Origin of the sequence: Aminobacter sp. AP02 (assembly GCF_003148805.1) — a bacterium.
Lineage (GTDB): Bacteria > Pseudomonadota > Alphaproteobacteria > Rhizobiales > Rhizobiaceae > Aminobacter.
The window spans coordinates 28,319-45,494 of record NZ_QGGX01000019.1; the positions used below are offsets into that span (position 1 = coordinate 28,319).

Here is a 17,176-nt window from a genome sequence, read left to right on the forward strand (position 1 = left end):
TGCCCTACCCCGCATTCGCCCGGTGTTCGCGGAAGGCGCATGCGAGTATCCGCAGCGCCTCGCGAGACCGGCGGTCGGTCAGCGTCGTATGCAGCACGATTTCCGACGACGGCACCGCCGGAAGGCCAAACTTGCGGCTGATCTCAAGGGTGCCGGGCGGCGCCAGCCTGTTGGGAAAGACGGATGTCGCAAGCCCGGCTGCGACGCCTGCCGTGACCAGCGACGAGCCGCCGCCGACGAACACCTCGACCCAAGGAATACCGGCATCGTCGAGCGTGCGCGTGGCCACGTCGCGCACGCCACAGGCCCGCGACAGCGTCGCCAGCCGGATCGGCTCGCCCGGGCGGTGGTGGAAATCGGGCGTCGCAAACCAACCAAAATGCTCCGGCCCCAGCACCTCGCCATCGCGGCGGTCATCCTCGCGCCTGACGATCGCCGCATCCAGCTTGCCGCGGTCGAAAGCGTCGAGAAGGTTGCTCGAATTGTCGACCTGGACCTCGATGGTCAGCGCCGGATCGTGCTGGTTGAGCCGCGCCAGCAAGGTCGTCACCTCCGGCCCGGCGACATGTCCGGCAATGCCCAGCGCAAAACGACGCGTCCCGCATGACAGGCCGGCAACCGCATTGTCATGGGCGGCCAGGAACGCACGCGCCGAATCGATGAACAACGCGCCCTCGGCAGACAACCGCACGCGCCGGGGCGTGCGTTCGATCAGCTTGCGGCCAACCCGCTCCTCAAGGCGCTTCAGCTTGATGCTGACCGCCGCCTGCGTCGAACCCATGGCGTCGGCAGCGCGGGTGAAACTTTGCAGTTCCGCCACCATGACAAAGTTCCGCACCGCTTCAGCATCGAGCCACAGCATCGCATCTATTCCAAGTTGTTATCACTGAAATAGAAATACATGCCATTTCGATATGTTCAAGCTTCACCTATCTCGATTGCTCAAAGCAACGTAACGGCAAGGCACCCGAGTCTCTGCCGCCGGCCAGAGGTATGGCATGAACCTGATCAGCAGAGACAATCTGGCGCTGGGCGCGATCTGTCTGTCCGCACTGATGTTCGGTCTTGAGATATCGAGCGTACCGGTGATCGTGCCGACGCTCGAGCATGTGCTGCAGGCCGACTTCAAGGACATGCAGTGGATCATGAACGCCTACACCATCGCCTGCACGACGGTGTTGATGGCGACGGGTACGCTTGCCGACCGTTTCGGACGACGGCTGGTGTTTGCCATCACTGTCACCGCTTTCGGCGCAACGTCGCTGATGTGCGGGCTCGCCCCCAACACGCAGACACTGATCATCAGCCGCTTCCTGCAGGGCTTGGCCGGCGGCGCGATGTTCATCTGTTCGATCGCCATCCTCTCGCACCAGTTCCAGGACGTGAAGGCACGCAGCAGGGCGTTTGCCATCTGGGGTGTCGTGTCCGGCATAGGCCTGGGCTTCGGGCCGGTGATCGGCGGCGTGATCGTTGCCCTGTCGACATGGCAGTGGGTATTCCTCGTGCATGCGCCGCTGGCGCTGCTGTGCCTCGCACTCACCTACAGCAGCGTGGAAGAGTCGAACGACCCGCAGGCCAAGAAACTGGATATTCCAGGCATCGTCACTCTAAGTGTCGCGGTCTTCGGGCTGACCTACTACATTACCCAAGGTGCCGATGTTGGCTTCATGAGCCCGACCGCTCTCGCTATTGCCGCCGTCACCATCATCGGCTTCGTCGCGTTCATCCTGGTCGAGCGCTTTCACGCTCACCCGATGTTCGATTTCTCGGTGTTCAGGATCCGTGATTTTTCCGGCGCGATCGTCGGCTGCATCGGTATGAACTTCAGCTACTGGCCGCTGATGATCTACCTGCCGATCTATCTTACCGTCGGACTTGGCTATGACAGCACGACCACGGGGCTCGCACTGCTCGCCTACACAGTTCCATTCCTGGTGATGCCCCCGGTCGCCCAATATCTGCTATTGCGCACAAGCGCCCGCACCATCATCCCGCTTGGCCTGTTCACTATCGGTCTCGGCTTCATTGTGATGTGGTTCGGCAGCGGCCTGGAGCAGGCGACCGGAGCAGTCGTGCTCGCCGGCGCCTTGATCTCCGGCATAGGCCTTGGCCTGACGACCACGCCTGCCACCAACATGACCACCGGATCGGTGTCGGCGAACCGCGCCGGCATGGCTTCGGGCATCGATGCCAGCGCGCGCCTGATCACGCTCGCGGTCAACATCGCTGTGATGGGTTTTGTTCTAGTCGAAGGCATTCTCTACACGTTGACAGACGCGCTTCCTGAAGCGACCAACGCCGGGCAGTTGCGGGCGCTGGCGGAACTCATCGCCGCAGGCGGCGCGGTTTCGCCCGAAAGCGCACCATCCGCCCTGGACGTGCCTGCCGCCCTCGCTCACGCGGCACTGGTCAACGGCTTTGGCTGGACGGCACTCTATGGCGGCATCGGCGTCTGGATCCTCGCTGCCATCAGCTTCGCGATTTTTGGGCCAAGCAAGGCGACCGGCGCTTCCGAACGCTGCCCGGAAGCCTCGGCCACCTAGTGCGACGAACCGGGCCGCGTCAGGCATCGGCCGCGGCCCGCGTCCTTCCTTCAAGGCGTATCTTCTTGAGCGCCGGCCCACGCTTGTCCTTGGCGAGATGGACAGTCCTGTCGAACAGGCCGCCACTCTGCCGGGCCGGACCGAAATAGATGACGCCGGTGTCGGCGAGTTCGCCTTCGAACATTGCCCTGACACGCTCGTGCGCTGCCGCATCGATCGTGTCGAACGCCTCGTCGATGATCACCCAGTCGGGCCGGTGCAGGCGAAGCCTGGCGAATGCGACAAGCCGCAACTCGTCGGTATTCAGCTCCTCGCTCCATGATGCGACACGGTCGAGCGATCCCGTCAGGCGCTCCAACCCGACAGCCTGAAGTGCTTCGGCGAATTCAGCCTCGGCAAATTGCCGGTCAGCCGAGGGGTAGCACAGCACATCGCGCAGCGTGCCGGGTGGCACGTAGGACGCGCGCGGCAGGAAGGCGACCTGCTTGCCGCCCGGAAGTTCGATGCGGCCCTTACCCCACGGCCACAGCCCCGCCAAGGCACGGAACAGCAAGGTCTTGCCGGCACCTGCCTCGCCGACGACGAGCACGCGTTCGCCTGGCTTGACCCTGAGATGCGGCTCCGAGAGCCTGGTGCAGCCGCTGGGCGAAACGATCTCCAGATTGTCGAAGGCGAGACTGCCGTCACTGCTTTCGCCGAAGGCGATGCGGTCCTCCTTGTCGTGCAGCACGTCGGCGGCCACCAGCACGCTGCGGATCATGCCAACCCGCATCAGGGTCGCGCGCCAGTCGGCAATGGCACCGACATTGTTGATGAACCAGCGCAACGAGGCGTGGACCTGATTGAAGGCGCTGACCGCCATCATCAGCCCACCGAAGCTGAGATCGCCGGCGAAATAGACCGGCGCCGCAACCAGTATCGGCGCGACTACCGTGAACCAGCCATAACCGTCGGTGACCCAGGCAAGGTTGATCTGGGTGGCGAAGATGCGCCGCAGCGCGGCCAAGACGCTCGCGAGGTCCAGCTCCAACCGCCGCCTTTCGTCGGCTTCGCCCCGGGCCAGCGAGATCGCATCGATGTTCTGGTTGATGCGGACCATGGAAAAACGCAGTTCCGCCTCGCGCGAGTAGCGGTCGGAGTTCTGGGTGATCAGCGGCCGGCCAACAAGCCAGCTCAGGAACGAGGCCGAGCCGGCATAGATGATGGCGGCCCAGACCATGTACCCGGGGATGCTGAACGAGCTTTCGCCGACATGAAAGACGAAGCCAGACGACAGGCTCCACAAGACGCCGACGAAGGAGACGAGAAGGATCGAGGCCTGCAGCAGGCCGATGCCCAGATCGGTGGTCAGGTCCGCAAGGTGACCGGCATCCTGCTGCATGCGCTGGTCCGGATTGACCCCGACAGCACCGGCATTGGCAAGCCGGAAGGCACGCCCCGGGCGCAGCCACTCGGTGATCAGATCGAGCGTCAGGCCCTCGCGCAGCTTGAGCCGGATCATCTGGTTGAGCCATTGCTGGCCGACATTCAGCACCAGAAGGCAGCCAGCGATCACCGCAAAGATCATCAACTGGTCCAGGAAGGCGGCAAGGTCTCGCCTTTCCAGCGCGTCGTAGAACGGCTTGTTCCAGCGGTTGAGCACGATCTGCCCAGCCGAGGTGGCAATGATGACGCCCAGGATCGACAAACTAAGCCAGGTCAGCGTCTTGCGCACCGGCGAAGACGCCAGCGCCTGCCGTGCCATCTTCAGATGATTGAAAAACCCACCGTCGAAATCAGGCGCCAGAGGCTCGCGATTGGCTTGGGTGAAAGATTTGCCTGGCATGCGCTTCCTCCGACTGGCCCGCTCCGCTCGAATCGAGGCGTCCATAGTGCCATTCAACGACAGCTACGTATCAGCGTTCGTTGAGAAAGGCCGTGAGCGAAGCCGGGGCGCTAACCGGTCAAGCTTAGCGTCAGGTCCTGGGCGCGAAAACGCGCACCGATTTCGGCCGGATACGGAAATGCGCCGGTGTCCAGGTGACCAGCTCGCCGTCAGTGTTGACCGGGCGCGGGCGCTTGGTGCGGATGGTCACTTCGGTGGTCTTGAAGGCGCGAACATCGTCCCACTGGCCTTGCGTGCCCTTGCGCAGGCTGGGCAGCAGGCGAAGCAGCCGCCACCAGTGATCGACCTCCAGGCTGTAGAAATCGAGCCAGCCGTCGTCGGCAGTGGCCGTTTCCTCCACGGTCATGCCGCCGCCATAGTGGCGGCCGTTGCCGACCGAGACCTGCATCGTGTGGATTTCTTCGGTCGTGTCGTCATGGTCGACATAGGCCGTAAACAGCCGCGAACGCATCAAAAGCCGCGCCGCAACAATGCCGTAGCCGAGCGTGCCCCAGCGCTTCTTGGCGTGCTCGGTTAGCTCGCCCGCGAGTTCCGCGCTGAAACCGATGCTGGCGACGTTGAAGAAGAGATGGCCGTTGACCTCGCCGAGATCGACTGTCGTCTGGTGGCCGGCGGCGATGATCTCGGCCGCTTTGACCGGGTCCGGCGCAATGCCCATTGTGCGGGCGAAATCATTGGCGGTGCCCAGGGGCAAGACGCCAAGCGTCAGACCCGTATGGGCAAGCCCGGCCGCCGCATTGTTGAGCGTTCCGTCGCCGCCGCCGACGATCGCTATGTCGAAATGATCGGCATGGCGTGAAATCAGCTCGGAGGCGTTCTCGTCCTTGCTGGTCGCCATCTCTTCGATCTCGAGCCCGGCATCGACAAGCACCTGCCTGGCGGCGTCGATCGACCCGCCGCCACGGCGCGCGCGCGGATTGACGATCAGCATCGCGCGCTTGCCTTTTGAGTGCTGGACAGCGCGTTTTTGGTGGATGACGTCGGTCAGGTGAAGAATTCCTGTTGTTGTCGAGGAAGCGGATCTCGTTCCTGCCGACGCATTTAAGACGGGTTCTTGCAGATTTGAAGGCCGCAGCTCGAATAAGGCTCCGGACAACCGAAAGTGATCGGCCCGAACATTACAGCAAAACCAAGGGCTAGGTGCCCCTTGAACTGCACGCCAACTGGCGACGATGGCATCCGCGGCGGCCACGCCCGCAGCTTCATCAGTCAGCCACGAGATGACCGAAATACGCATCACCTCGCGACCGCGCCATTTGGCGCCGCCGGCGAAGACAGCGCCATCAAGCTGGATGCGCGCGATGGCCGCCCTGGTCAGTTCGTCGCCGCGCTCGGCGGTTTCATCTGCGCCGAAACGCACGACCACCTGGTTGAGCACGACGTCGTTCAGCACTGCGATCGCATTTTCGCTGCGGAGCCGGTCGGCGATCAGGCGCGCCCCCGGCAATGCCGCTCGACCATTGCAGCAACTCCCTCACGGCCGAGATGGCGGATGATCGCCCAGGTGGCGAAGCCGCGTGGGCGCCGCGACAATTGGGGCACGAAATGGCTTGGATCACGCTCGCCTTCCACTGACGAAGGCAGTGCTATCTGTCGAGTTCGGGGAAGTAAGGATCGGAGTAGATACGCCGGTCACGCTCGCCGGCCATGCAATCGACAGGAGCTGTGGCATCCGCCTTCACGATTGCCGGAATGTCAGTTCCGCCACTGACTTCGAGGACAAGCTTGCGCCTGATCGCCGTGGCGAACTCCGACGCCGCTCGGATCGGCAGGACGAACGAACCGGGTCCACCAGTGACGCACTCCGCATAATATCGATCCAGCTGACCCGCCGTACGAGAAGGCCTGATAAGAATCGGCAGCCCGTTGATGACGATGCCCCTTCCCACGGCGGCATCTCGCGCACGCGTAACGGGGGTGCCGAAATTGTTCGGACCGTCGCCGGAGACATCGATGACGCGGCGCCAGCTATCGGCATTGTTGCGGTCGAACAGCCCCGCGCCATATATCACGGCACCCGAGATCGAGGTGCCGCGAAATCCGCTGAAAGGTCGCGCCTCAAGCCTTTCGGCGAAGGCAGCCGCGCTCTCCGCACTGTCGATGATCTGCCATGGCACAACCGATTCTTCGCGCACCGTTCCCGCCCATTCGAAATAGGTGATGGCAACGCGATGATTTTGGCCGGAAAGCACCGCATCGATGAAATCGGGATGCCGTAGAGCTTCGACGTAGCCGGCACGCTGGAGGGTGAATTCCTCCAGATCCATCGAGCGCGAAACATCGACCGCAAGCACCAGCTCGACATCGACGGCCAGACCGGCTGCGGGCACGACAGCAGGGCTGGGCAACTCGCAGCCCATGCACATGACAATTGCCAGTGCTCCAAGCATCGCCTGACAACCCTAGTTGATGGGCCGAGTGTCGCGGCAAAGGCGTCCAAATGGAAGTGGGCAAGCTTCACCCCTTCGTGAGCTGCCGATCAGCCACCACCCTTGTCGCCGCGCCTGAGCGCGGGAAATCCGCGCGTAGCGCCGCTCGGCGTGAGCACCGGCACGAAGACGCGGCGCGAGGCTCGCTGCGCCACTGGAATGCCCTGATAGACGCGCTTCTGCGCCTCGACGACGATGACGCCGGAGAAGATAGGCCACAACCGGCGGCCGGCGCGTTCGAACAGATGGTCGAAGCGCATCATCCATTTGCGCCGCGACGGCGGGAAATGCAGCGCGTCGGACCATGCCGAGACGGTAAAATTGGCCTCGCGCAGCAGCTCGTTGAGCTGGCCGGAAGAAAACGGCCTGCCAGTGCCGAACGGCGTGTGTTCGAAACGCGCCCACACGCCCCGCCGGTTGGGCACAACGATGACGATGCGGCCGGCGGGCGAAAGCACGCGCCAGATTTCCTTCAGGGTCTCGCGCGGGCTCTCGGCATGTTCGAGCGAATGGACGAGCAGCACCCGGTCGATGGACGAATCGACAAGCGGCAGCTCCTCGTCGAAGACGAGAGCGGTCGCCGACGGCCCTTGCATCGGCCACACGACCGCGCCTTGCGTCGCCGGCATGAAAGCAAAGACCCGCTCGGCGTCTGACCCGAAACGGTCGAGCCAGGGCAACGTGTAGCCGAGACCGACCAAGCGCTCGTTGGGCAGGCCTGCCCAGACCGACGACAGCCCCATGGTGATCGATTGCTCGGCCAGGCGGCCAAGCGGTGTCGAATAAAATGAGCGAAGGTCGACGATGTCGGAATTCATGGCGTGAAGGTAGACGCCCGCAACGACGACTTCAACGACTGCCGCCAATTGAGGTGACAGGGGGGAAAGCGCGCCCTATCGTTCGCGACGGAACGGAGTTTTGCCATGCCAGTCGAGACCAAGCTTTTCATGTGCCGCACCGATAATTTCGGCGCGTTGCTGCACGACCGCGAAACCGGCGAGACGGCGATCATCGATGCTCCCGAGGAAGGCCCGATCCTGTCGGCGATCGAAGGTAGCGGCTGGACGCCGTCGATGATCCTGACGACGCACCATCATGGCGACCACGTCGAGGGCAATCTGGCGCTGAAGCAGCGCTTCAAGCTGCGTATCGTCGGCCCCGAAGCCGAGCGCGACAAGATCCCCGGCATCGACGACACCGTCGAGGAGGGATCGGTCATCCCCTTTGGCAACGAGACCATCGAGGTGATTTCGACGCCCGGCCACACCGCCGGTCATGTCTGCTATCACCTGCCCAGATCGAAGATCGCGTTCACGGCCGACACGCTGTTTGCGCTGGGTTGCGGCCGGCTGTTCGAGCGCCCGGCACCGGTGATGTTCGAGTCGCTGAAGAAGCTCGCCGCCCTGCCGCCAGAAACGGTGGTCTATTGCGGGCATGAATACACGCAGTCCAATGCGCGCTTTGCGCTGACCATCGATCCTGACAATGCGGCATTGCGCGCTCGCGCCGAAAAGATCGACGCGCTGCGGTCGGACGGCAAACCGACATTGCCGACGACGATCGGCGAGGAATTGGCCACAAATCCGTTCCTGCGCTGGGCTGACCCGGCGATCAGGAGGCATCTCGGCATGGAAAAGGCCACCGATAGCGAAGTGTTCGCCGAAATCCGCAAGCGCAAGGACAACTTCTGACATGTACGCAGCCGAAATCATTGCCATGCTCGGTATGCGCCGCCACCCCGAAGGCGGCTGGTATACGGAGACCTTTCGCGACAATCCATATGGCGGCCCGCACGGTGCGCGTGGCAATTCCACGGCGATCTACTTCCTGCTTGAACATAACGACGTGTCGCACTGGCACCGCGTCAGGGACGCGTCCGAAGTCTGGCACTTCCATGCCGGCGCGCCGATCGAACTCAAGCTGCATCAGGAAGGTGGCGGCGTCATCGCCTACACGCTCGGCATCAACCTCGCCGCCGGCGAGCAGCCGCAATGCGTGGTCCCGGCAGGCTGGTGGCAGACGGCGCGCAGCCTGGGCGACTGGACGCTCGTCGGCTGCACCGTATCGCCCGGCTTCGAATTCGAAAAGTTCGAACTGGCCGAACCGGGTTGGGAGCCAAAGGTGGCCTAAGCACCCGCCCCGTCGGTGGCGGGACGATTGTCGTTGCGCTCGCCAAAGATCAACGACTTCGCCGCAAGCACCGCACCGCCGGTGATCAGCACGCAAGCCGCGACGATGCGCAGGCTCGGCTCGGCGAAACCGGCAACGATCAGCACCAGCGTCGACAGCAGCGGCGCGGCGTAGCTTGCCGCCCCCAGCACCTGGATGTTGCCGCGCTTGACGCCGATGTCCCAGGCGTAGAAGGCCGCGCCCACCGGCATCAGGCCGAGGCCAAGCACGGCAAGCCATTGACCGGCATTGGCCGGCAGCACCGTCTCTTCGAGCGCCAGATGGCAGGCGAACGACAGGATCGACGTCGCCAGGCAGAACCAGGTGACGATGGTCGTCGGCACCGATGGAAAGCGGCGCGACAAAAGCGAATAGCCCGACCACAGGAAGGCGCAGACGAAGGCCATGGCGTAGCCGAATGCGTAGCGCGGATCGAAAGCCAGTCCGCCACCCTTGGTGACGATTAGGAAGGTGCCGGCGAGCCCGAGCAAAGCGCCCGCGATGTGGTTCCAGCGCAGCCGCTCGCCCGGCATCAGGGCGGAGCCCAGCACAATGAACAGCGGCCAGAGATAGGCAATCAGGCTGGCCTCGACGGCCGGGGAGTTACGCAGTGCGGTGAAATAGAAGAAGTGGTAGCCAAACAGGCCGGCGATGCCGATGACCCAGACCTGCGGCGGGATCTTCTCGGACTTCTCCGGCTTGGCCATGAACAGCCTGGCAACAAGCCCGACGCAGGTGCCGATGGCGAAGGTGATGGCCGAAAGCAGGAACGGCGGCACCGAACCTGACGCATCGGTGAGCAGCGCCAGCAGCGCCCACATGGCGACCGCCGAAAATCCAATCAAAGTCGCGCGCCCCACTCACCCCTCCCGGTCTAATCAGTCGCCTCGAAACGCCTGGCCTTGACGGTGATCGTGCCGATCTCCGTGCCGATGGTGGCGTGGATGGGCGCGTATACCCCGGTTTCGCCGACAGGCGCAAACGTCACCATGATCCGGCTGCGGTCCCTGAGATAGGTCAGCGCCCGCTTGTCCGTGCGATAACCCGACACAGGCTGAAAGCCCATGCGACAGGTGACCGTCTGGCCCTTGAATCCGGGAACCGACATTTCACGTGTCGAGACTGCCGTAAGCTTGAGGTCGACGCGCATCTCGCCGTCATACATCTTCACCGTGCGGCCGCAGACCTTGTCGAGGCTGGGCGCGCGGATGATGGTGGCAGCGATCGGATCGGCAACCCCGCGAAGATCGCCGGCGCCAAGCGGGATCCAGGTCTTGCCACGCTTCTTGGGCGCCGGCACGACCTTGCTGCTGGTAACCCGGTCGCCGGCAAACCTGATATCGACCAGCGATTCCTTCTTGCCCGAGACATAGTCGGCGCGAAAGGCGCTTGGCTGCATGCGGCCATCGCCCAGGCGCCCGCGTGTCGAGATCGTGCCGCGCGTGTCGTCGAAGAAAGCGGCCAGCCCCGCACTGGTCACGGTGCCGTTCACGGCATAGGAATTGCCGTCATAGCTGCTTTCGAAAGTTGCCTTGGCAACGGGTATGCCCAGGAAGGATAGCGAATAGTCGCCACGAAACGACTTGCCGGCGGCCATCACCTGCGACGGCGACAGGACGACAGCAAGTGCGAGGAAGACAAACCCAGAGCGGCGCATTGATAGCAACACCTCATCTCCAGCGGAAGCTGGCTTCCGGCTGTTCGCATCCCTCGCAATCGGTTATAGAAGCAATTCCGGCCATTCTGTGGAGTTGGGGACAACACCCTGAAACGACCGGGACGCTTGACGCGTCAGCCAAATACAACTATGGAACGCCAACTTTTTCCATGAGGCCGCCTGACTGAGACCGCGCGCCATTCCTTAATTGGTGCGTTATCGTCGCTTGGTCCGCCAGAACTGAAGGTAAGTAACATGTCCCGCGCTTGCGAACTCACCGGCAAAGCCGTCATGACCGGCAACAATGTGAGCCACGCCAACAACAAGACCCGTCGTCGCTTCCTGCCGAACCTGGTCAACGTCACGCTCATCTCCGAGGCGCTGAACCAGAACGTTCGCCTGCGCATTTCGGCCAACGCCCTGCGTACGGTCGAGCATCGCGGTGGCCTCGACGCCTTCCTGATCAAGGCCGACGCTGAAGAGCTGTCGCAGCGCGCTCGTCTGCTCAAGAAGCAGATCGCCAAGAAGACCGCTGAGCAGGCCGCAGCCTAATCGACGAATCAAGGCGGGGGACGACCGCCTGGAGCCTCTGACGGCCGCAAGGACGATGGGGGCTCCGACCAATCCGCCCGGGCTTTGCCCGTCGAGCTGGTTCCATTACCCAGGATAAAAAAATGAACTCCGGTTCACGTTATCTGCCTTTCGTGGTTGCCATGGCACTTGTCGTCCTGGCGTCAAACATTCTCGTCCAGTTCCCGATGCAGGGACAGGTCGGATCTCTGGCGCTTGCCGATATCCTGACGTGGGGCGCCTTCACCTACCCCTTCTCATTCCTGGTCACCGACCTCGCCAATCGCCGCTACGGGCCGAAGATGGCGCGGCGGATCGTCTTTGTCGGCTTCATGACGGCGGTCATCTGCTCGATCGTCGCGCCGCCGCTTCTGTTCCGCTACGGCCTCATTCCCTTCGACACCGCAGCAGACCGTCTGGCGCGCATAGCCGCCGCCTCCGGTGCCGCCTTCCTGACCGCTCAGCTGCTCGATGTCACCGTGTTCAACTGGCTGCGCCGGCAGAGCTGGTGGCGCGCGCCGATCTTCGGCACGCTCGTCGGCTCGGTGTTCGATACCGCGATCTTCTTTGGTATCGCCTTCTCCGCCGCCTTCGCCTTCATCGGTCCCGAGGACGCTTTTGCGGTCGAAGCTGCACCACTTCTGGGCATGCTGTCGACGGAAGCACCGCGCTGGGTTTCCTGGGCGCTGGGTGATCTCACCGTGAAGCTGCTGATCGCCATTTTCGCGCTGATTCCTTATCGCCTCATCGCGGCCCGCTGGAGCCAGCCAGCCTTGGCCGCGAACTAGCGATCGCTACCTGTCGATTCGCGTCGACAGGATGATCGAAGATAGAGTGCGCTCGACGCCTTCGAGCGCACCGATTCGGTCGATCAAGGCGTCGAGATCGCGCACCGATGGCGCCTCCACGACGATGATCATGTCGAAATTGCCGCTCACCGAGTGCAGCGTGCGCACCTCGGGGATACGCCGCAGCACCGCCTCCACCGCAGCCGATACCTTGGGTAGAGCCGTCACCAGTATGTGCGCCCGAACGAGGTTCTTCTCATAGTCGGACGACAGCTTGACGCTGTAGCCCGAGATCACGCCGCGCTGTTCCAGCCGCTCGATGCGGCTTTGCACCGTGGTTCTGGACACGCCGAGCTTGCGTGCCAGTTCGGCGGTCGAGGCGCGCGCATTCTCACGCAGGAGGCTCAGCAGCGCCCGGTCGGGATCGGTCGTCATTTCGTCAATACTCTTCGTCGTTCTGCCAAATACATACCGTCTTTTCGGCGAAACCGACACTGCCTTTCGACGAGACGCGGACATAGAATCCGCGCGAAATCCATTCGAAGGGGACATGACCATGAAACAGATCGTAGTCGTAGGCGCAGGCAAGATCGGCTCGACCATCGCCGACATGCTGGCCGAAACAGGCGACTATAACGTCACCGTGGTCGATCGCTCGCAGGCAGCACTCGATTCGCTGGAGACAGGCAACGCCGTGCAGACGCTGAAGGTCGAAATCGCCGAAGCCGGCGCGCTCGACCCAGTGCTTGCCTGCAAGTTCGCGGTGCTCTCTGCAGCCCCCTTCCACCTCACCACGCGCATCGCACAAGCCGCCGCCAAGGCCGGTGTGCACTATCTGGATCTCACCGAAGACGTCGCCTCGACCCGCATCGTCAAGGAACTCGCCGCGACCGCCAAGAGCGCCTTCATCCCGCAGTGCGGCCTCGCGCCGGGCTTCATCTCGATCGTTGCCAACGACCTCGCCAAGCGCTTCGATTCGCTGGAAAGCGTACGCATGCGCGTCGGCGCGCTGCCGCAGTATCCGTCCAATGCGCTCAACTACAACCTGACCTGGAGCACCGACGGCGTCATCAACGAGTACTGCGAGCCCTGCGAGGCGATCGTCGAAGGCTCGCTGGTCGAAGTGCCCCCGCTCGAGGAGCGCGAAGAGTTTTCGCTCGACGGCATCACCTATGAAGCGTTCAACACCTCTGGTGGCCTTGGCACGCTGTGCGAGACCTACAAGGGCAAGGTGCGGACGCTGAACTACCGCACCATCCGCTATCCCGGCCATGCGGCGATCATGAAGGCGTTGCTCAACGATCTCGGCCTGCGCCATCGCCGCGAGGTGCTGAAGGACATCCTGGAAAACGCCCTGCCCGCCACCATGCAGGACGTAGTGGTGATCTTCGTCACCGTCAGCGGCCGCAAGAACGGGCGCCTGCTGCAGGAGAGCTACGCCAACAAGATCTACAGCCGCCAGATGGGCAAGATGACGCGCAGCGCCATCCAGATCACCACTGCATCCGGCATCTGCTCGGTTCTCGACATGCTCGCTTCCGGCGCGCTGCCGCAGCAGGGTTTCATCCGCCAGGAAGACATTGCGCTCGACGCTTTCCTCGCCAACCGCTTCGGCCACAACTACGCCCAAGCCGCGACAAGCCATCTGGCAGCCTGATTTCAGGACGCCTTACGGGGAGGATACCCCGGTGGTCCGATTTTGCAGCGAGGGGTTAAGGGACCCCTCGCTTTCTTTTTGCCTGAATGTCTGCGGTGGGAACGCACGTGCCTCAGGCATCAATGGGTCGCGCAGATCAGATCGCCGCCATCGGCCCGAAGAAGCCGACGATACGCTCGATGCGCGTTTCGTCGGGTGCCAGGAAGGCGATGTCGATCCCTTCGGGCAGCGGCGTGCCATCGGCCTCGACAACACGCCAGCCGAAACGGGCAATGCCATGGTGATGATCGACGGCGGTCGTGCGCTTGATGGCCGCCCCCGGGCGGCTCGCCCTGATGCTTGCGATATGGGCCAACAATGCGTCGGCACCGACAGTGTCGGCGCGCGGATCGGTGTACGTGGCATTCTCCGCCCAGACGGCATGGAGCAGCGCCCTGCGATGCCCCTCGTCAGGTTCGTTCCAGACCGCGCAATAGCGGTCGATGAGGCTGGTGACATCGGACGACATGGCTTGCTCCCGTATCGCAGGTGCCAACCATAGCGAAAAATCGCCGCTCAATCGTCGTGCAGGATGAATTCCAGATAGAGATTGCGCTGCAGGATCGAGTGGTTGTCGTCGGAAATCAGCGACACCATCAGCGCCCCGTCGCTGCGCTGCCAGACATCGAGCCCTTCCATGTTGTCGATCTGGTAGCCCATATTGGCCTCGAGCAGCACCGGGCCGTCGGCGACCTTGCCCCTGGCGATACTATCCGACGCGATGCGCCTCAACCGCATCTTCACCCCAGATGCCATCGAGAAGCTGCGCTCCAACAGCAACAGATCCCCATCGGGCAGGAAGGCACCGTCCGTGATGTCGAACTCGCCGTCGCGCTTGACGGTGAAGACACCCTTCTGCGGCCCCTCGATGATCGCCGCGAAGATGTTGCCGGCCACATCCAGGCTCTTTTCCGACACCACCACCAGTCCGCCCTTCCCGGCGGAATAGGCAACAGTTTCGAAACCCCTGTTCTGGCGCAGCTCGTTGCGCGGCACCAGGAAATCGAGTTCGCACAGCGGCGGCTTCATGTTGTCAGGATCGATCTGGTACTGGGCGACGCGATGCATGCGCTCGAAGCCGACGGTGGCGATGCCGTCCTTGACGGCGAGACCCTCGGCATCGGCCAGCCACTTCTTTTCGAAGGCGATGCCCGACGCGTCGACCATCTGCACCATGCGGAAATTCTCGACACCTGTCGGCCGCAAGGCCGGGTCGCGGGCGATGCGGCCGAAGAACCAGAAGCCGGTATCAGCGACTCCGACAAAATCGCTGCCCGGTTCAAGAAAGCGAAACGCCGACAAGGCGCCAAAATTGCGCGACGACGAGGTCAGTTCGAGGCCGCCGACGAATTCGAGCGGACCGAACATCTTCTGGTCGAGGCCGATCTGGAACTGCGAGATCGGACGGGCGGAAATCTCCATCCGTTCGATGGCCGGCTGCTCGGCCCGCGAAGAGGCGCTGAGCATAGCCGATAGCGCAAAGGCTGCCGTTGCAGCGCACGCAAACCGCCGCAATCGGGCCGCGGAAAAGATCATCCCGCGTGCCGGAAGCCGCCGCGGCGGGTCTCGCGCGCGCGCTCTTCGCCGAACAGCGAAGCAAGCTGCTCGGTCATCGCACCTGCCAATTCTTCGGCGTCGACGATGGTGACGGCACGGCGATAGTAGCGCGTGACGTCATGGCCGATGCCGATGGCGAGCAACTCGACCGGCGAGCGCGTCTCGATGAGGTCGATGACAGCGCGCAGATGGCGCTCAAGATAGTTGCCCGGATTGACCGACAGCGTCGAGTCGTCGACCGGCGCACCGTCCGAGATCATCATCAGGATCTTGCGCTGCTCGGGCCGCGCGATCAGCCGCTGATGCGCCCACAGCAGTGCCTCGCCGTCGATGTTTTCCTTGAGCAGGCCTTCGCGCATCATCAGGCCGAGATTGCGCCGCGAACGCCGCCAGGGCGCGTCGGCGCTCTTGTAGATGATGTGCCTGAGATCGTTGAGGCGGCCGGGATTTGACGGCTTGCCGTCCTTCAGCCACTTCTCGCGCGCCTGCCCGCCCTTCCAGGCGCGGGTGGTGAAGCCGAGGATTTCGACCGAGACGCCGCAACGCTCCAGCGTGCGCGCCAGAATGTCGGCGCAGGTGGCAGCAACGGTGATCGGACGGCCGCGCATCGAGCCGGAATTGTCGAGCACCAGGGTGACGACCGTGTCGCGGAACTTGGTGTCGCGCTCCTGCTTGAACGACAGCGGCTGCATCGGGTCGATGACGACGCGCACGAGACGCGCGGGATCGAGATAGCCCTCTTCCAGGTCGAAGTCCCAGGAGCGGTTCTGCTGCGCCATCAGGCGGCGCTGCAGGCGGTTAGCGAGACGGCCGACCACGCCCGAAAGGTTGGCAAGCTGCTTGTCGAGAAAAGCGCGCAGACGGTCGAGTTCGTCTTCGTCGCACAGTTCCTCGGCCCCGACAGTCTCGTCGAAGGCGGTGGTGAAGACCTTGTAGTCGATTTCCCTGGGCAGGTTGGCAAAGGGATTGTCTTGGCGACGCGCCTCGCCCGGCGTCTCCGAATCGACATCGTCGTCGTCGGACATCTCGTCGGAGGTGGCGTCGGACGCCTCCATCTCGCCGGACTGCTCTTCCTCAGCGGACGATTCGGCATCCTCGGACTGAGCCTGGTCGGAACCGGAATCGTCCTCGCCGCCCTCCTCGCTCTGCTCTTCGCCCTGCGGCTGGTCGTCGTCCTGGTCCTCGTTATCCTCGGTTTCCTGGTCGTCGCCGTATTCCTCGGCCATCTCCAACGAAGCGAGCATGTGACGGACGACGCGGGCGAAGGCCTGCTGATCCTGAAGGCTGCCGAGCAGCCCGTCGAGGTCGCCGCCGGCCTTGTCTTCGACCCATTCGCGCCAGAGATCGACCATGCGCTCCCCGCTCTTCGGAACGGGCTGGCCGGTCAGCTTCTCGCGCACCATCAGCGCCAGCGCCTCTTCGAGCGGCGCCTCCGACTGCTCGGTGACATCGGCGAGATTTGCCTTGGCGTATTTGTCCTCGAGCATCGAGGTGATGTTTGCGGCAACACCGGCCATGGCGCGGCTGCCGATCGCCTCGACACGGGCCTGCTCGACGGCGTCGAAGACAGCGCGAGCCTGCTTGCCCTCGGGCGCCAGGCGGGCATGGATGCGGGTGTCGTGGCAGGCGCGCTTGAGCGCCATGGAATCGCCGAGGCCACGTGTGACCGCGATGTCGCCGGCCGACGCCTTCTTGGGCAGTTCAGGCAAGCGGGCGCGGTTGCCGGCAAGCGCCGGCCGCTCCTTGGCGAACGCGACTTCCAGCCCGTTGTCGCCCGAAATGGCACGCATGCACACGGTCACGGCGCGCTTGAAGCTGTCGGCTTCAGAGCCCGTCTTCGACTTGTTGCGTGTGTTGTCGCCCGGCCCCGCCATCTGAGCCC

At 63.5% G+C, this 17,176-nt stretch carries 17 protein-coding genes and 1 pseudogene; 6 read left to right on the forward strand and 12 right to left on the reverse strand.

Translation table 11 applies throughout. From position 1 onward, the window contains the following. Positions 1-4: 4 nt before the first annotated feature. The gene (locus C8K44_RS21435; protein ID WP_109577808.1) at positions 5-862 is read right to left on the reverse strand and encodes a LysR family transcriptional regulator; all 858 of its coding nucleotides are present in this window, start codon (positions 860-862) and stop codon (positions 5-7) included. A gap of 136 nt (positions 863-998) precedes the next feature. Here C8K44_RS21435 and C8K44_RS21440 point away from each other — a divergent pair, with 136 nt between their 5' ends. After that, positions 999-2,543: an MFS transporter gene (locus C8K44_RS21440; protein WP_109577809.1), complete on the forward strand. Its 1,545-nt coding sequence runs from the start codon at positions 999-1,001 to the stop codon at positions 2,541-2,543. 19 nt (positions 2,544-2,562) lie between these two features. Here the strand turns inward: C8K44_RS21440 and C8K44_RS21445 are convergent, their stop codons facing one another. From C8K44_RS21445 to C8K44_RS21465, 5 genes and pseudogenes are all read right to left on the reverse strand, one after another. Continuing rightward, the gene (locus C8K44_RS21445) at positions 2,563-4,368 is read right to left on the reverse strand and encodes an ABC transporter ATP-binding protein/permease (RefSeq protein WP_109577810.1); all 1,806 of its coding nucleotides are present in this window, start codon (positions 4,366-4,368) and stop codon (positions 2,563-2,565) included. A gap of 130 nt (positions 4,369-4,498) precedes the next feature. Next, a complete protein-coding gene (locus C8K44_RS21450) occupies positions 4,499-5,404 on the reverse strand; it encodes a lipid kinase (RefSeq protein ID WP_281063007.1) in 906 nt (301 codons plus the stop codon). A gap of 171 nt (positions 5,405-5,575) precedes the next feature. Continuing rightward, positions 5,576-5,997: pseudogene (locus tag C8K44_RS21455) on the reverse strand (pyridoxal-dependent decarboxylase); the annotation flags it as partial. 17 nt (positions 5,998-6,014) lie between these two features. Beyond that, complete coding sequence (locus C8K44_RS21460) at positions 6,015-6,818, reverse strand: DUF1194 domain-containing protein (RefSeq protein WP_109577811.1); 804 nt, start codon at positions 6,816-6,818, stop codon at positions 6,015-6,017. Positions 6,819-6,907: 89 nt separating this feature from the next. Beyond that, a complete protein-coding gene (locus C8K44_RS21465; RefSeq protein ID WP_109577877.1) occupies positions 6,908-7,675 on the reverse strand; it encodes a methyltransferase domain-containing protein in 768 nt (255 codons plus the stop codon). 105 nt (positions 7,676-7,780) lie between these two features. On the opposite strand from C8K44_RS21465, the gene gloB reads away from it, so the two are divergent. Further along, positions 7,781-8,548, forward strand: a complete 768-nt coding sequence (gloB, locus tag C8K44_RS21470; protein WP_109577812.1) for a hydroxyacylglutathione hydrolase — start codon at positions 7,781-7,783, stop codon at positions 8,546-8,548. A 1-nt stretch (position 8,549) separates the two neighbouring features. Further along, positions 8,550-8,987 (forward strand): cupin domain-containing protein, encoded by a 438-nt coding sequence (locus tag C8K44_RS21475; RefSeq protein ID WP_109577813.1) that lies wholly within the window; start codon positions 8,550-8,552, stop codon positions 8,985-8,987. Here C8K44_RS21475 and C8K44_RS21480 read toward each other — a convergent pair. Then, positions 8,984-9,886, reverse strand: a complete 903-nt coding sequence (locus C8K44_RS21480; RefSeq protein WP_109577814.1) for an EamA family transporter — start codon at positions 9,884-9,886, stop codon at positions 8,984-8,986. The two genes, C8K44_RS21475 and C8K44_RS21480, sit on opposite strands and share 4 nt — an antisense overlap. Positions 9,887-9,900: 14 nt before the next feature. Further along, complete coding sequence (locus tag C8K44_RS21485) at positions 9,901-10,623, reverse strand: DUF3108 domain-containing protein (protein ID WP_245417584.1); 723 nt, start codon at positions 10,621-10,623, stop codon at positions 9,901-9,903. A gap of 315 nt (positions 10,624-10,938) precedes the next feature. Here C8K44_RS21485 and rpmB point away from each other — a divergent pair, with 315 nt between their 5' ends. Together rpmB and C8K44_RS21495 are read left to right on the forward strand one after the other, a co-directional pair. Continuing rightward, positions 10,939-11,235: a 50S ribosomal protein L28 gene (rpmB, locus tag C8K44_RS21490; RefSeq protein ID WP_109577816.1), complete on the forward strand. Its 297-nt coding sequence runs from the start codon at positions 10,939-10,941 to the stop codon at positions 11,233-11,235. A 122-nt stretch (positions 11,236-11,357) separates the two neighbouring features. Further along, positions 11,358-12,041: a queuosine precursor transporter gene (locus tag C8K44_RS21495; protein WP_109577817.1), complete on the forward strand. Its 684-nt coding sequence runs from the start codon at positions 11,358-11,360 to the stop codon at positions 12,039-12,041. Between the two features lie 6 nt (positions 12,042-12,047). Here the strand turns inward: C8K44_RS21495 and C8K44_RS21500 are convergent, their stop codons facing one another. Beyond that, a complete protein-coding gene (locus C8K44_RS21500; RefSeq protein WP_109577818.1) occupies positions 12,048-12,476 on the reverse strand; it encodes an Lrp/AsnC family transcriptional regulator in 429 nt (142 codons plus the stop codon). On the opposite strand from C8K44_RS21500, the gene C8K44_RS21505 reads away from it, so the two are divergent. Continuing rightward, complete coding sequence (locus C8K44_RS21505; protein WP_281063005.1) at positions 12,361-13,698, forward strand: saccharopine dehydrogenase family protein; 1,338 nt, start codon at positions 12,361-12,363, stop codon at positions 13,696-13,698. The two genes, C8K44_RS21500 and C8K44_RS21505, sit on opposite strands and share 116 nt — an antisense overlap. Before the next feature lie 136 nt (positions 13,699-13,834). On the opposite strand, the gene C8K44_RS21510 is transcribed toward C8K44_RS21505, so the two are convergent. Genes C8K44_RS21510 through cobT form a run of 3 tightly spaced genes read right to left on the reverse strand, consistent with a single transcriptional unit; the run spans position 13,835 to position 17,168 of the window. Beyond that, entirely contained in the window at positions 13,835-14,206 is a 372-nt protein-coding gene (locus tag C8K44_RS21510) for a nuclear transport factor 2 family protein (RefSeq protein WP_109577820.1), read from the reverse strand. Between the two features lie 47 nt (positions 14,207-14,253). Then, entirely contained in the window at positions 14,254-15,273 is a 1,020-nt protein-coding gene (locus C8K44_RS21515) for an esterase-like activity of phytase family protein (protein ID WP_109577821.1), read from the reverse strand. Beyond that, positions 15,270-17,168, reverse strand: coding sequence for a cobaltochelatase subunit CobT (cobT, locus tag C8K44_RS21520; protein WP_109577822.1), 1,899 nt, complete (start codon positions 17,166-17,168; stop codon positions 15,270-15,272). Before cobT ends, C8K44_RS21515 begins: the two co-directional genes overlap by 4 nt. Positions 17,169-17,176: the final 8 nt, after the last annotated feature.

Bases quoted from the DNA above. Each gene is read 5' to 3' on its own strand.
- C8K44_RS21435 (WP_109577808.1), bottom strand. From the start codon at position 862: ATGCTGTGGCTCGATGCTGAAGCGGTGCGGAACTTTGTCATGGTGGCG.
- C8K44_RS21440 (WP_109577809.1), top strand. From the start codon at position 999: ATGAACCTGATCAGCAGAGACAATCTGGCGCTGGGCGCGATCTGTCTG.
- C8K44_RS21445 (WP_109577810.1), bottom strand. From the start codon at position 4,368: ATGCCAGGCAAATCTTTCACCCAAGCCAATCGCGAGCCTCTGGCGCCT.
- C8K44_RS21460 (WP_109577811.1), bottom strand. From the start codon at position 6,818: ATGCTTGGAGCACTGGCAATTGTCATGTGCATGGGCTGCGAGTTGCCC.
- C8K44_RS21465 (WP_109577877.1), bottom strand. From the start codon at position 7,675: ATGAATTCCGACATCGTCGACCTTCGCTCATTTTATTCGACACCGCTT.
- gloB (WP_109577812.1), top strand. From the start codon at position 7,781: ATGCCAGTCGAGACCAAGCTTTTCATGTGCCGCACCGATAATTTCGGC.
- C8K44_RS21475 (WP_109577813.1), top strand. From the start codon at position 8,550: ATGTACGCAGCCGAAATCATTGCCATGCTCGGTATGCGCCGCCACCCC.
- C8K44_RS21485 (WP_245417584.1), bottom strand. From the start codon at position 10,623: ATGGCCGCCGGCAAGTCGTTTCGTGGCGACTATTCGCTATCCTTCCTG.
- rpmB (WP_109577816.1), top strand. From the start codon at position 10,939: ATGTCCCGCGCTTGCGAACTCACCGGCAAAGCCGTCATGACCGGCAAC.
- C8K44_RS21495 (WP_109577817.1), top strand. From the start codon at position 11,358: ATGAACTCCGGTTCACGTTATCTGCCTTTCGTGGTTGCCATGGCACTT.
- C8K44_RS21505 (WP_281063005.1), top strand. From the start codon at position 12,361: ATGCGGCTTTGCACCGTGGTTCTGGACACGCCGAGCTTGCGTGCCAGT.
- C8K44_RS21500 (WP_109577818.1), bottom strand. From the start codon at position 12,476: ATGACGACCGATCCCGACCGGGCGCTGCTGAGCCTCCTGCGTGAGAAT.
- C8K44_RS21510 (WP_109577820.1), bottom strand. From the start codon at position 14,206: ATGTCGTCCGATGTCACCAGCCTCATCGACCGCTATTGCGCGGTCTGG.
- C8K44_RS21515 (WP_109577821.1), bottom strand. From the start codon at position 15,273: ATGATCTTTTCCGCGGCCCGATTGCGGCGGTTTGCGTGCGCTGCAACG.
- cobT (WP_109577822.1), bottom strand. From the start codon at position 17,168: ATGGCGGGGCCGGGCGACAACACACGCAACAAGTCGAAGACGGGCTCT.